Source organism: Rhodococcus sp. Ni2 (genome assembly GCF_021352185.1).
Taxonomy (GTDB): Bacteria; Actinomycetota; Actinomycetes; order Mycobacteriales; family Mycobacteriaceae; genus Rhodococcus_F; species Rhodococcus_F qingshengii.
Map to the genome: position 1 here is coordinate 1267060 of NZ_WOXZ01000002.1, position 13630 is coordinate 1280689.

General features: G+C 62.9%; 10 protein-coding genes. 6 read left to right on the forward strand and 4 right to left on the reverse strand.

From position 1 onward, the window contains the following. Positions 1-104 precede the first annotated feature (104 nt). Together GN300_RS19595 and GN300_RS19600 are read left to right on the forward strand one after the other, a co-directional pair. Positions 105-3611 carry a DNA-directed RNA polymerase subunit beta gene (locus GN300_RS19595; RefSeq protein WP_063314750.1) on the forward strand — a complete coding sequence of 1169 codons (3507 nt, stop codon included), beginning with the start codon at positions 105-107 and terminating at the stop codon, positions 3609-3611. 117 nt (positions 3612-3728) lie between these two features. Continuing rightward, positions 3729-7685 (forward strand): DNA-directed RNA polymerase subunit beta', encoded by a 3957-nt coding sequence (locus tag GN300_RS19600; protein WP_003941914.1) that lies wholly within the window; start codon positions 3729-3731, stop codon positions 7683-7685. A gap of 72 nt (positions 7686-7757) precedes the next feature. Here GN300_RS19600 and GN300_RS19605 read toward each other — a convergent pair whose 3' ends face one another. Then, positions 7758-8144, reverse strand: coding sequence for a glyoxalase superfamily protein (locus GN300_RS19605; protein WP_003942070.1), 387 nt, complete (start codon positions 8142-8144; stop codon positions 7758-7760). Between the two features lie 88 nt (positions 8145-8232). Between GN300_RS19605 and GN300_RS19610 the strand changes: the two genes are divergently transcribed. After that, positions 8233-9240, forward strand: coding sequence for an LLM class flavin-dependent oxidoreductase (locus tag GN300_RS19610; RefSeq protein ID WP_058038139.1), 1008 nt, complete (start codon positions 8233-8235; stop codon positions 9238-9240). Between the two features lie 13 nt (positions 9241-9253). Here the strand turns inward: GN300_RS19610 and GN300_RS19615 are convergent, their stop codons facing one another. After that, on the reverse strand, positions 9254-9751 hold the full coding sequence (locus GN300_RS19615) for a histidine phosphatase family protein (RefSeq protein WP_063314749.1): 498 nt from the start codon (positions 9749-9751) through the stop codon (positions 9254-9256). A 73-nt stretch (positions 9752-9824) separates the two neighbouring features. Here GN300_RS19615 and GN300_RS19620 point away from each other — a divergent pair, with 73 nt between their 5' ends. Next, positions 9825-10025, forward strand: a complete 201-nt coding sequence (locus GN300_RS19620) for a hypothetical protein (RefSeq protein ID WP_003941897.1) — start codon at positions 9825-9827, stop codon at positions 10023-10025. Here GN300_RS19620 and GN300_RS19625 read toward each other — a convergent pair. Continuing rightward, positions 10022-10780, reverse strand: a complete 759-nt coding sequence (locus tag GN300_RS19625) for an acyl-[acyl-carrier-protein] thioesterase (RefSeq protein ID WP_007728423.1) — start codon at positions 10778-10780, stop codon at positions 10022-10024. The two genes, GN300_RS19620 and GN300_RS19625, sit on opposite strands and share 4 nt — an antisense overlap. A 44-nt stretch (positions 10781-10824) precedes the next feature. Continuing rightward, positions 10825-11814: an NAD(P)-dependent alcohol dehydrogenase gene (locus GN300_RS19630; protein WP_007728421.1), complete on the reverse strand. Its 990-nt coding sequence runs from the start codon at positions 11812-11814 to the stop codon at positions 10825-10827. A 65-nt stretch (positions 11815-11879) separates the two neighbouring features. Between GN300_RS19630 and GN300_RS19635 the strand changes: the two genes are divergently transcribed. Both GN300_RS19635 and GN300_RS19640 read left to right on the forward strand, forming a co-directional pair. Then, complete coding sequence (locus GN300_RS19635; protein ID WP_003941871.1) at positions 11880-12536, forward strand: TetR/AcrR family transcriptional regulator; 657 nt, start codon at positions 11880-11882, stop codon at positions 12534-12536. 79 nt (positions 12537-12615) lie between these two features. After that, positions 12616-13581, forward strand: a complete 966-nt coding sequence (locus GN300_RS19640) for an NADPH:quinone oxidoreductase family protein (protein ID WP_063314748.1) — start codon at positions 12616-12618, stop codon at positions 13579-13581. The last annotated feature ends 49 nt before the right edge of the window (positions 13582-13630 follow it).

The window sequence follows — 13630 nt, forward strand, 5'->3', positions numbered from 1 at the left end:
CAAGTACTTCTTGCTTTCTGCGACGGGTTTCGTTCGGGTTGTAACCAGCGAAATTCGAAGCAGATACAGCGGCGGTCGCAACAGCACGGAGCGGCCCGCGTGAGGTGCTGGAAGGACGCATCTTGGCAGTCTCTAGCCAGACCAAGGCAGTTTCCGGAATCCCCGGAGCCCCGAAGAGGGTTTCGTTCGCGAAAGTTCGCGAACCCCTCGAAGTTCCCGGGCTTCTTGACGTACAGACAGATTCGTTCGAGTGGCTGATCGGCGCGCAGAGTTGGCGTGAACGAGCAGCGGCACTCGGCGACAATGCAGTGTCCGGTGGTCTCGAGGACATCCTCGCGGAGCTTTCTCCGATCGAGGATTTCAACGGCACTATGTCGCTGTCCTTCTCCGACCCTCGATTCGACGAGGTCAAGGCCTCGACGGACGAGTGCAAAGACAAGGACATGACCTACGCGGCGCCGTTGTTCGTCACCGCGGAGTTCATCAACAACAACACTGGTGAGATCAAGAGCCAGACGGTCTTCATGGGAGATTTCCCGATGATGACCGACAAGGGCACCTTCATCATCAACGGCACCGAGCGTGTGGTCGTCTCGCAGCTCGTGCGTTCCCCCGGTGTGTACTTCGACATGAGCGTCGACAAGAGCACCGAGAAGGATCTGCACAGCGTCAAGGTGATCCCGGGTCGCGGCGCATGGCTCGAGTTCGACGTCGACAAGCGCGACACCGTTGGTGTCCGTATCGACCGCAAGCGTCGTCAGCCTGTCACCGTCCTGCTCAAGGCACTCGGCTGGACCACCGAGCAGATCACGGAGCGCTTCGGCTTCTCCGAGATCCTCATGGCCACGCTGGAGAAGGACAACACCGCCGGCACCGATGAGGCGTTGCTCGACATCTACCGCAAGCTGCGTCCGGGCGAGCCCCCCACCAAGGAGAGCGCGCAGACCCTGCTGGAGAACCTGTTCTTCAAGGACAAGCGCTACGACCTCGCTCGCGTGGGTCGTTACAAGATCAACAAGAAGCTCGGCCTGAACGCGGGTCAGCCGATCGTTGCATCCACGCTCACCGAAGAAGACATCGTCGCCACCGTCGAGTACCTCGTGCGTCTGCACGCAGGTGACACCTCGATGACGGCTCCGGGCGGCGTCGAGGTTCCCGTCGAGGTCGACGACATCGACCACTTCGGCAACCGTCGTCTGCGTACCGTCGGCGAGCTCATCCAGAACCAGATCCGCGTGGGCCTGTCCCGCATGGAGCGTGTGGTTCGTGAGCGCATGACCACACAGGACGTCGAGGCAATCACGCCTCAGACGCTGATCAACATCCGTCCCGTCGTCGCTGCGATCAGGGAGTTCTTCGGAACCTCCCAGCTGTCGCAGTTCATGGACCAGAACAACCCGCTGTCGGGGCTGACGGACAAGCGTCGTCTGTCCGCCCTCGGCCCGGGTGGTCTGTCCCGTGAGCGCGCCGGCCTCGAGGTTCGCGACGTTCACCCGTCGCACTACGGCCGCATGTGCCCGATCGAGACCCCGGAAGGCCCGAACATCGGCCTGATCGGTTCGCTGTCGGTCTACGCCCGCGTCAACCCGTTCGGTTTCATCGAGACCCCGTACCGTCGCGTCGTCGACGGACAGGTGACCGACGAGGTCGACTACCTGACCGCTGACGAAGAAGACCGCCACGTAGTCGCGCAGGCCAACTCGGCCATCGACCGCGAGGGTCGCTTCACCGACTCGAAGATTCTCGTCCGCCGTAAGGGTGGCGAGGTCGAGTTCGTCGCGTCCTCCGACATCGACTACATGGACGTTTCGCCGCGTCAGATGGTGTCCGTCGCAACCGCGATGATTCCGTTCCTCGAGCACGACGATGCAAACCGTGCCCTGATGGGCGCGAACATGCAGCGTCAGGCTGTCCCGCTGGTTCGCAGCGAGGCACCTCTCGTCGGTACCGGCATGGAGCTGCGTGCAGCTGTGGATGCCGGCGACGTCATCATCACCGAGAAGACCGGTGTCGTGGAGGAGATCTCCGCGGACTACGTCACGGTGATGGCTGACGACGGAAGCCGCAAGACGTACCGGATGCGCAAGTTCGCGCGTTCCAACCAGGGCACGTGCGCCAACCAGCGTCCGATCGTGGACGAGGGACAGCGTGTCGAGGCCGGCCAGGTTCTGGCCGACGGTCCTTGCACCGAGAACGGTGAGATGGCGCTGGGCAAGAACTTGCTCGTCGCGATCATGCCGTGGGAAGGCCACAACTACGAGGACGCGATCATTCTGTCGCAGCGTCTCGTGGAAGAGGACGTCCTGACCTCGATTCACATCGAGGAGCACGAGATCGATGCCCGCGACACCAAGCTCGGTGCCGAGGAAATCACTCGCGACATCCCGAACGTCTCCGACGAGGTCCTCGCCGACCTCGACGAGCGCGGCATCATCCGTATCGGTGCCGAGGTTCGTGACGGCGACGTGCTGGTCGGAAAGGTCACGCCGAAGGGCGAGACCGAGCTGACCCCCGAAGAGCGCCTCCTTCGCGCCATCTTCGGTGAGAAGGCTCGCGAGGTTCGTGACACGTCCCTCAAGGTTCCTCACGGTGAGACCGGCAAGGTCATCGGAATCCGCGTGTTCTCGCGTGACGAAGACGACGATCTGCCTCCCGGTGTCAACGAGCTGGTCCGCGTCTACGTGGCACAGAAGCGCAAGATCCAGGACGGTGACAAGCTCGCCGGCCGCCACGGTAACAAGGGCGTCATCGGCAAGATCCTGCCGCAGGAAGACATGCCGTTCCTCTCGGACGGCACGCCTGTCGACATCATCTTGAACACGCACGGCGTCCCGCGTCGTATGAACATCGGTCAGGTCTTGGAGACCCACCTCGGGTGGATCGGCAAGACCGGCTGGAACGTTCAGATCGCGTCCGACGGCTCTCGTCCCGACTGGGCTGCGACCCTGCCGGAAGAGATGCTGTCCGCTCCGGCCGACTCGAACATCGCCACCCCGGTGTTCGACGGTGCGAAGGAAGACGAGCTCACCGGTCTCCTCGGCGCGACGCTGCCGAACCGTGACGGCGAGCAGATGGTCGGACCCGACGGAAAGGCCACCTTGTTCGACGGCCGCTCCGGCGAGCCGTTCCCGTACCCGGTCTCGGTCGGTTACATGTACATCATCAAGCTGCACCACTTGGTCGACGACAAGATCCACGCTCGTTCGACCGGTCCGTACTCGATGATCACGCAGCAGCCTCTCGGTGGTAAGGCCCAGTTCGGTGGCCAGCGCTTCGGTGAGATGGAGTGCTGGGCGATGCAGGCCTACGGCGCGGCTTACACGCTGCAGGAACTGCTGACCATCAAGTCGGACGACGTGGTCGGTCGAGTCAAGGTGTACGAAGCCATCGTCAAGGGCGAGAACATCCCCGAACCCGGCATCCCCGAGTCGTTCAAGGTGCTCCTCAAGGAGCTCCAGTCGCTCTGCCTCAACGTGGAGGTGCTGTCCTCGGACGGCGCGGCCATCACGATGGCGGACGGCGACGACGAGGACTTGGAGCGGGCCGCAGCGAACCTGGGCATCAACCTGTCCAGGAACGAAGCTGCGACGGTCGACGACCTCGCGAACTAGGTTTCGGTCCCCGGGTTGCTCTTGAAAGAGCGGCCCGGGGGCGTAGTTCACATTTGAATTGGCAGTCAGGTTGCCGGGTGACCGGCAACCGTAACCCCAACGGGGAAAGGAAGTTACGTGCTCGACGTCAACTTCTTCGATGAACTCCGCATTGGCTTGGCCAGTGCAGAGGACATCCGCAATTGGTCCTACGGCGAGGTCAAGAAGCCGGAGACCATCAACTACCGCACGCTCAAGCCCGAGAAGGACGGCCTCTTCTGCGAGAAGATCTTCGGCCCCACTCGGGACTGGGAGTGCTACTGCGGTAAGTACAAGCGTGTCCGCTTCAAGGGCATCATCTGTGAGCGCTGTGGCGTCGAGGTCACTCGCGCCAAGGTTCGTCGTGAGCGCATGGGTCACATCGAACTGGCCGCACCGGTCACGCACATCTGGTACTTCAAGGGTGTTCCGAGCCGTCTCGGTTACCTGCTCGACCTGGCTCCGAAGGATCTCGAAAAGATCATCTACTTCGCTGCCTACGTCATCGTCGGTGTCGACGAGGAGCTCCGTCACAACGAGCTGTCCACCCTCGAAGCCGAGATGCAGGTCGAGAAGAAGACCGTCGCAGATCAGCGCGACGCCGATCTCGAGGCACGTGCGCAGAAGCTCGAAGCCGACATCGCCGAGCTCGAGGCAGAGGGCGCGAAGTCCGATGTCCGCCGCAAGGTCAAGGACGGCGGCGAGCGCGAAATGCGTCAGCTCCGTGACCGCGCGCAGCGTGAGCTGGATCGTCTCGACGAGATCTGGACCACCTTCACCAAGCTGAGCGTCAAGCAGCTCATCATCGACGAGCTCCTGTACCGCGAGCTGGTCGACCGTTACGGCGAGTACTTCACGGGTGCGATGGGCGCAGAGTCCATCCAGATCCTGATGCAGAACTTCGACCTCGACGCCGAGGCAGAGTCTCTCCGCGAGACCATCCGCAGCGGCAAGGGCCAGAAGAAGCTGCGTGCACTCAAGCGCCTCAAGGTGGTTGCGGCATTCCAGACCAACGGCAACTCGCCGATGGGCATGGTCCTCAACGCTGTTCCGGTGATCCCGCCGGAGCTTCGCCCGATGGTTCAGCTCGACGGTGGACGTTTCGCGACGTCCGACCTCAACGACCTGTACCGCCGCGTCATCAACCGCAACAACCGCCTCAAGCGACTGATCGACCTCGGTGCTCCCGAGATCATCGTCAACAACGAGAAGCGGATGCTGCAGGAGTCGGTCGACGCCCTGTTCGACAACGGTCGTCGTGGACGCCCGGTCACCGGACCGGGTAACCGCCCGCTGAAGTCCCTGAGCGATCTGCTCAAGGGCAAGCAGGGTCGCTTCCGTCAGAACCTGCTCGGTAAGCGCGTCGACTACTCGGGTCGTTCCGTCATCGTCGTCGGTCCTCAGCTCAAGCTGCACCAGTGTGGTCTGCCCAAGCTGATGGCTCTCGAGCTGTTCAAGCCGTTCGTGATGAAGCGTCTGGTCGATCTGAACCACGCGCAGAACATCAAGTCGGCAAAGCGCATGGTCGAGCGCAAGCGCGTCCAGGTGTGGGACGTCCTCGAAGAGGTCATCGCCGAGCACCCCGTGCTGCTCAACCGTGCACCTACGCTGCACCGTCTGGGTATCCAGGCATTCGAGCCGCAGCTCGTCGAGGGCAAGGCCATTCAGCTCCACCCGCTGGTGTGTGAGGCCTTCAACGCCGACTTCGACGGTGACCAGATGGCTGTTCACCTCCCGCTGTCGGCAGAGGCTCAGGCCGAGGCACGCATCCTGATGCTGTCCTCGAACAACATCCTCTCGCCTGCTTCGGGTCGCCCGCTCGCCATGCCGCGTCTGGACATGGTCACGGGTCTGTTCCACCTGACCCGTCTCGACGAGGGTGTCACCGGTGAGCTCGTTGCTCCGACCAACGACGAGGCAGAGCAGGGCGTGTACTCCTCGCCCGCCGAGGCTCAGATGGCAGTCGACCGCGGCGCGCTCTCGGTTCAGGCTCAGATCAAGGTGCGTCTGACGCAGCAGCGTCCGCCGCGCGACCTCGAGAACGAACTGTTCCCCGAGGGCTGGAACTACGGTGACGGCTGGACCGCCACCACGACACTCGGCCGTGTGCTCTTCAACGAGCTGCTTCCGGCGGACTACCCGTTCGTCAACGAGCAGATGCCGAAGAAGCGCCAGGCGACGATCATCAACGATCTCGCCGAGCGGTACCCGATGATCGTGGTTGCTCAGACCGTCGACAAGCTCAAGGACGTCGGGTTCTACTGGGCCACCCGTTCGGGTGTCACGGTCTCGATCTCCGACGTGCTCGTGCCGCCGGAGAAGCCTGCCATCATCGAGGACTTCGAGGCTCAGGCCGACAAGATCGAGAAGCAGTACCAGCGTGGTGCTCTGGACAAGAAGGAGCGCAACAGCGCTCTGGTCACCATTTGGCAGGAAGCGACCGACAAGGTCGGCAAGGCCATGGAGGCTCACTTCCCCGACAGCAACCCGATCCCGATGATCGTGAAGTCCGGCGCAGCCGGCAACATGACTCAGGTTCGCTCGCTCGCCGGTATGAAGGGCCTGGTGACAAACCCGAAGGGTGAGTTCATCCCGCGTCCGATCAAGTCTTCCTTCAAGGAAGGCCTGACCGTTCTCGAGTACTTCATCAACACGCACGGTGCTCGTAAGGGTCTGGCCGATACCGCACTCCGCACCGCCGACTCGGGTTACCTGACCCGTCGTCTGGTGGACGTTTCGCAGGACGTCATCGTCCGCGAGGTCGACTGTGGAACAGAGCGCGGCATCGTCACCACGATCGCCGAGAAGCAGGCCGACGGCACGATGATCCGCGATGCTCACGTGGAGACCAGCACGTACGCCCGTACCTTGGCGGCCGATGCAGTCGACGCGAACGGCACCGTCATCGTCGAGCGTGGCCACGATCTCGGTGACCCCGCGATCGATGCTCTGCTCGAAGCCGGCATCACGACGGTCAAGGTCCGCTCGGTCCTGACCTGCACCACCGGCACCGGCGTTTGCGCCACTTGCTACGGCCGCTCGATGGCCACCGGCAAGCTGGTCGACATCGGTGAGGCTGTCGGTATCGTCGCCGCACAGTCGATCGGTGAGCCCGGTACCCAGCTGACCATGCGTACCTTCCACCAGGGTGGTGTCGCAGGAGATGACATCACCGGCGGTCTGCCGCGTGTCCAGGAGCTGTTCGAGGCACGTGTGCCCAAGGGCAAGGCTCCTATCGCGGACGTCACCGGTCGGGTACAGCTCGAAGACGGCGATCGTTTCTACAAGATCACCATCGTTCCGGACGACGGCGGCGAAGAGGTTGTCTACGACAAGCTCAGCAAGCGTCAGCGTCTGCGTGTCTTCAAGCATGCCGACGGTCGCGAAAGCCTCTTGGCTGACGGTGACCACGTCGAGGTCGGACAGCAGCTCATGGAAGGTGCTGCCGATCCCCACGAGGTCCTGCGAGTCATGGGTCCGCGTCAGGTTCAGATCCACTTGGTCAACGAGGTCCAGGAGGTGTACCGGAGCCAGGGTGTGTCGATCCACGACAAGCACATCGAGGTCATCGTGCGCCAGATGCTTCGTCGCGTGACGATCATCGATTCCGGTGCCACCGAGTTCCTGCCCGGTTCGCTCACCGAGCGCGCCGAGTTCGAGTCGGCAAACCGCCGCGTTGTCGCCGAGGGTGGCGAGCCCGCAGCCGGCCGTCCGGTGCTCATGGGTATCACGAAGGCGTCGCTCGCGACGGATTCGTGGCTGTCCGCGGCATCGTTCCAGGAGACCACTCGTGTCTTGACCGACGCGGCTATCAACTGCCGCTCGGACAAGCTGATCGGTCTGAAGGAAAATGTCATCATCGGCAAGCTGATCCCTGCCGGTACCGGTATCAACCGTTACCGCAACATCCAGGTTCAGCCCACCGAAGAGGCACGCGCCGCTGCTTACGCAGTGCCGTCGTACGACGACCAGTACTACAGCCCGGACGGCTTCGGCCAGAACACCGGTGCTGCAGTTCCGCTGGACGACTACGGCTTCAGCAACGACTACCGCTAAGCGTTAGTTCGTAGAAAATCCCCCCACTTCGAAAGAGGTGGGGGGATTTTTCATGTCAGGAGTGGGACGTTTTCAGGAGTTGCTGCCGCTGAGGTCCGGGATGACGATCTCCTGGACGGCCCACTTGTTCCCGTCGGGGTCGGCGAAGTAGATGAACCGCCCCCAGGCCTGGTCGTCGATCGGGCTGATGTCGATGCCGCGGCTCTTGAACTCGCGCTCGGCCTCTTCGATGTCCTTGACCACTACCTGCATGCCGACGACCGAGCCGGGCTCGGCGTCGGTGATTCCCTTGCCGATGCAGATCGAGCAGGCCGAACCGGGAGGGGTCAGCTGGACGAATCGCAGGTCTTCGCTGACCGTGTGATCGTGGTCGGCATTGAATCCGAGGCGGACGTAGAAGTCCTTGGCGCGGTCGATGTCGGTGACGGGAATGGCGACCAGTTCGAGCTTGATGTCCATGACGTGCCCTTCATGTGATGGTGAATTCCGGCGACAGGTCCAGTGTTGCGGGTATTGCGGTCAGAAACGGTCCTCGTTTGGCGTCCGGATGAAACTTTCCGAATTCCTTGTTGCTCCGAGGGTGCTTCTCTCACTGCTCGACCGATCCCGAACCAGGAGCGGATACCCCGACTCCGCAGCTCTGACGCATTCCGTCGAACGTGCCGCGCACGCCGACGCTCTCGGCTACCACCGGTTCTGGGTGGCCGAGCATCACGCGGTGCCCGGGATCGGGAGCGGGTCGCCGGCAGTACTGCTTGCCGCGATCGGCGCGCATACGCGCGATATCAGACTCGGCAGCGGTGGGGTCATGCTGCCGAATCACCAACCGCTGATCGTCGCCGAGCAGTTCCTGATGCTGGAGGCTCTGTACCCGGGGCGAATCGATCTCGGCCTCGGCCGATCGCTGGGATTCACGGAGCCTGTTCGTCAGGCACTACGACGTGGCAAGGACGCTCCGGACACGTTTGTGTCGGACCTGGACGAGGTGAGGCGTTATCTGGACGGTTCCGCGGCAGTGACGGCACGGCCGGCGTCGCAGACTGGAGTCCCGATCTTCGTGCTGGCGACGCGCACAGGTCTGAAAGTGGCAGCGCAGCTGGGGCTTCCGGTGGTCGTGGGTGGGCCGATACTGGGAATCGGTAGCACCGATCGGGTGGATGCGTTGGACGAGTACCGCCGAGCTTTCCAGCCCACCGACACACACCCCGAACCCTATGTGGTGGTTTCCCTCGAGGTGGCGGTTGCCGATACCACCGAGGCGGCCCGTGAGTTGCTGATCCCGGAGGCGTACGCGCTCGCAGAATCGTCACGGACAGGGGAGTTTCCGCCGCTCGTGTCGCCGGACGAGATCAGGCGCGCCCCGCGCAGTGATCGAAACGCCAGGCGCATCGAGTCGTTCACGGCTTCGGCGCTGCACGGGACGCCCGTCGAGGTGAAGCAGCAGCTTCACGATCTGGCCGAGCGAACCGGTGCCGACGAATTGCTGGCGTCCACGTCGACGTACGACCGTGACGCGCTTGCACTTTCGGACCGCCTACTGCGTGAGGTGGTTTAGCAGTGTGGTTGATCTAACGAGGCACGTGAAACTCGAGCAGAGTGGCGACGGAGTCGTCGAGTTCGGTCCACGGCACCGGTACGGAGAGGACGGCGATCGCCGAAGTGGGGAACTTGTCGCGGATACGTTGGGCCGCTTCGGAGTTTTCGTTCGATGCGAGATCGATTGCAGTCCAGGGAATTCCGGGTTCGTGTCCGACGATCAGGAGCGTCTTGACGTGGTCGGACGTGGTTCGCGCAGCTGCAATGACGTCTGCGGGTGAGCCGCCGTAGATGGACTTCTCGAACCCGGCGGGAGCTTCGATTCCCGTCGAGGCAAGGGTTTCGACGGTCCGCCGGGAGGTGGAGCACAGAACGGCGTCGACGGGCGGGACGTTTTCGCGGATCCATTCGCCGCCGATGCGGGCTTCGCGCAGGCCCCGTTCGGCGAGCGGACGCTCGTGATCACGGATGCCCTCGGGGTAGCTGGACTTGCCGTGTCGCATGAGGACGAGGGTGCGGTGGTCGGCCATGCGTTCACGGTATCCGCTTTGTGCCCGTCAGTCCGGTTACTCTGGATGGTCAGGACCTTGAAGGAGGTTTTCGATGGCCGGTAAGAAGCTCGATCGAACTAATGCCCGAACTGCACTCGAGGTGGTACGCGAAAGCCCCACCATCGCTTTCATCACCGTTGCCCCGGCAGTGGTCGTGTTCGGCGTGGTGTGGTGGCTCTTCGGTTTCTGGGCCGCGATTCTTCTTGCGTTGGTGTTCGGTGTCGCGGCTGTCGCGACCCAGAAACTGCGTTAGAGGGCGCTCACCTGCGCAACTGCGCGGAGCGCTTCGCCGACCAGGAACCAGACCGTGACGGTCTTGTCGTCGACGCGGCTGCGCAGGACGACGTCGTCGCTGGAGACGATGGGGGAGAGGTACTCGATCAGTGCTCGATGCGGAACTGTCCGTAGTTCGGTGCGAGCGCTGAGGACCTCTTCGACTGCCTGCCAGTAGACGGCGTTGTTGACGTGGTCGAACGGGTCGATATCCGTGGCGCGCAGAGCGAACGGCGTGTCCAGAACACCGGCGTCGTCCGCCTCCGGTGCGTTCTCGGCGAGGACACGCTTCCACTTCAGGCGATGCTCGTCGGTGGATTCCTCCAGTGGCCGCATGAAGTCGTCACTCATCCGCGTGGGCATGCCCGATTCGGCGCTGATGTTGATCCAGAAGCCTTCGGTTTCCATCAGCGCGCCGTTGCTGCCGTCGAAGCGCACACGCATGTTCGCCCATCTCGTGGAGAAGCCGGAGCACCAGCGAGTCATCGTCAACTCTTCCGGCCAGATCGCCGGGCGTACGACGTCGACGACCGTACGACGCACTATCCAGAGCGGATGGGTGTCGATGGCTCCCGCGGCCTCGATGTTGTCGTTGCCGATGTCCTGCAGGTAGCGGGCGACGGCGTCGAGCCTGACCTGCTTGGCGACGTCGATGTCGCCGGTGCGGACCGGGCGGGACTTGACGAAGATCGGTCCTCGGTCCGGCTGTTGCGCGAGCGTGAGATCTGGGTTCACGTGAGATTCCTGTTCGCTGGAGTGAGCCGATTCTGTCAGGCTTTTCAGCGAGTGGCGATTATCTGCTTTCCGCAGCCGGAGCCGTCGACCATTCGTGCCACGGCGACGGCGGTGTCGGCAAGGGGATGAACGGAGTCGATCACCGGGGTGATGTCACCTGCGTCGATCATCTGCGTCAGGACCTCCAGATCGTCGGCGTTCTCCGAAGCGATGAAGGTGCCCATTTTCTGAGATATGAACGGAGACAAGCACTGTGCGCGTATTTGGCGATCGGTTCCGCCGAGCCACCGTCCGCCGTTCTCGCCGCCGACGATCACCAGCGTTCCGGTGCGTGTGAGCGCCCGTCGAAGATCTCGCAGTCGGCGGTTGCCGCCGGTGTCGATGATGACGTCGTACCGATGCGATCCGTCGGTGGCGTCGTCGACGCGGTAGTCGAGAACCTCGTCGGCACCGATGGAGCGGACGGTATCGGTTTTCGAGGTGCTGCACACGCCGGTGACGTGAGCGCCCATGGCTTTTGCCACCTGCACCGCGTAGATCCCGACGCCACCGGATGCGCCGAGTACGAGGACGGATTGGCCCGCCTGCACGCGGCCGTGGTCGCGCACGGCTTGCAACGCTGTGAGGGCGGAGACCGGCACCGCTGCTGCTTGTGCGAACGACAACCGGGCAGGTTTTGCGGCAATCTTCGTCTCGAGTGCGCGTGCGTACTCCGCGAACGAACCGACCGCGATCCCGTATACCTCCTGGCCGACTGCCACGCGGGTCACCGAACTGCCGACGGCCTCGACTCGGCCGGATACGTCCAGTCCGCGTACCCGGTTCCTAGGTCTGCGCAGCCCGAAACCCGCGAGGCGCAACGGATATGGCAGTCCAGCCATGAGATGCCATGCCCCGCGGTCGACGGACGCGGCCTCGACGCGTATCAGCACTTCGTTGTCGGCGACAGTGGGGCGCGGAATGTGGTCGACGTAGAGAACGTCGGCCTCGCCGTAGCGATCCTGTACGACGGCGGTCATCAGTTCCTTCGGCATGCGAGTCTCCGTTCGTCGAATACTTACAACGTAAGTATGGCACTTACGGTGTAAGTTCTGTCAATGTGGAGAAGCGCGCAAGATTGACCCGAGACGACGTCGTACACGCTGCTGTCGCGCTTGCCGATTCCGTCGGAATCGATTCGATGACCATGCGGAAGCTGGGCACCGAACTGGGCGTCGAAGCGATGTCTCTGTACAACCATGTTTCGGACAAGGGGGATCTGCTCGACGGAATGGTCGATGCGGTCTTCGCGGAGATCGATCTGCCGACGCCGGGACGCCCGTGGCGCACGGAACTTCATGTGCGAGCGGTATCGACAAGGGAAGTGTTGGGGAGGCACCCGTGGGCAACTCCGTTGATGGAGTCCCGAACGACGCCTGGTCCCGCGACCCTGCGCCACCACGATGCCGTCATCGGAACGCTACGCGCCGCCGACTTTCCCGTCGCCCTTGCTGCGCATGCCTTTTCGATCATGGATGCGTACATCTACGGCTTCGTGCTGCAAGAAGTGAGCTTGCCGTTCGAAACAGCGCAGGAAACGACGGAACTGGCGAAGGCGATCATGGGCTCGTTCGAGAGCGGTCAGTATCCGCACCTAGCCGAGTTGACCACCGAGCACGTCCTTGCTCCGGGATACAGCTACGCCGCCGAATTCGCTTTCGGTCTCGATCTGATTCTCGACGGACTCGAACGTCTGCACATCGGGAGCGAACGATGATCTGACGTGAGTACCGGGTTAAAGTCGAGAAAACCGGGTTACCGGTCCAGACTTCAGATGTCCCGAAGAGGAGCTTTCTGTGCGCGCCATGGTGGTTACGGAACTGTCCGGTCCCGAAGGAATTGTCGCGCAGGAGGTTCCCGAGCCCGCAGCCGAAGGTCTTGTTCTCATCGATGTGAAGGCAAGTGGCGTCTGCTTTCCGGACCTGCTCATCACCTACGGCAAGTATCAGATCCGCCCGGAACCGCCGTTCATTCCCGGCGCGGAGATCTCGGGCGTCGTGGTCTCCGCGCCGGAAGGGTCGAGTTTCGCTCCGGGCGATCGTGTTCTCGCGGCCGCGTATCTGGGTGGGTATGCAGAGCGGATTGCCGTCAACCCGGCGCAGGTACTCCGAATTCCGGACGGACTCGCCTTCGACGAGGCGGCCTCGCTGATCATCAACTATCAGACGATGGAGTTCGCGCTCGCTCGTCGCGCGAAGATCGTCGCGGGGGAGACTGTCGTCGTGCTCGGCGCTGCAGGCGGAGTCGGAACGGCAACCATCCAGCTGGCCAAGGCGCACGGTGCCCGGGTGATCGCCGTGGTACGACGCGAGGGCGTCGATGACTTCTTGCGTGAGCTCGGTGCCGACGAGGTGGTCGCGCTGGCTCCGGGATGGGGAGAGCGGATTCGGGAACTGACCGACGGCGTCGGCGCTCAGATCGTGGTGGATCCGGTGGGCGGCGATGCGTTCGACGACGCGGTCCGGGTTCTGGCACCCGAAGGACGACTCGTGGTGATCGGATTCGCCGGCGGCGGTATTCCCGAGGTAAAGGTGAACCGGGTGCTGTTTCGCAATATCAGCATTGTCGGCGCGGCATGGGGTGAGTTCACGCGTACCAATCCCGAGGCGGTAGCCGAGGTACACGCATCGCTGGTAGAACACGTCCGAAACGGCTTGCGTCCGCTGGTCAAGGCACGGTATCCGCTTGCCGACGCAGCAGTTGCCCTGGCTGATCTCGAAAGCGGCAAAGTTCTCGGAAAGGCCATCTTGCTGCAGGAATGATTCTTCGCAACGTGATGGTGGTCACCAAATAATAAGTTGCAACATGTTT

Excerpts from the sequence above, each read along its gene's own strand:
- GN300_RS19605 (WP_003942070.1), bottom strand. The coding sequence starts at position 8,144 with ATGGACATCAAGCTCGAACTGGTCGCCATTCCCGTCACCGACATCGAC.
- GN300_RS19610 (WP_058038139.1), top strand. The coding sequence starts at position 8,233 with ATGAAACTTTCCGAATTCCTTGTTGCTCCGAGGGTGCTTCTCTCACTG.
- GN300_RS19615 (WP_063314749.1), bottom strand. The coding sequence starts at position 9,751 with ATGGCCGACCACCGCACCCTCGTCCTCATGCGACACGGCAAGTCCAGC.
- GN300_RS19620 (WP_003941897.1), top strand. The coding sequence starts at position 9,825 with ATGGCCGGTAAGAAGCTCGATCGAACTAATGCCCGAACTGCACTCGAG.
- GN300_RS19630 (WP_007728421.1), bottom strand. The coding sequence starts at position 11,814 with ATGCCGAAGGAACTGATGACCGCCGTCGTACAGGATCGCTACGGCGAG.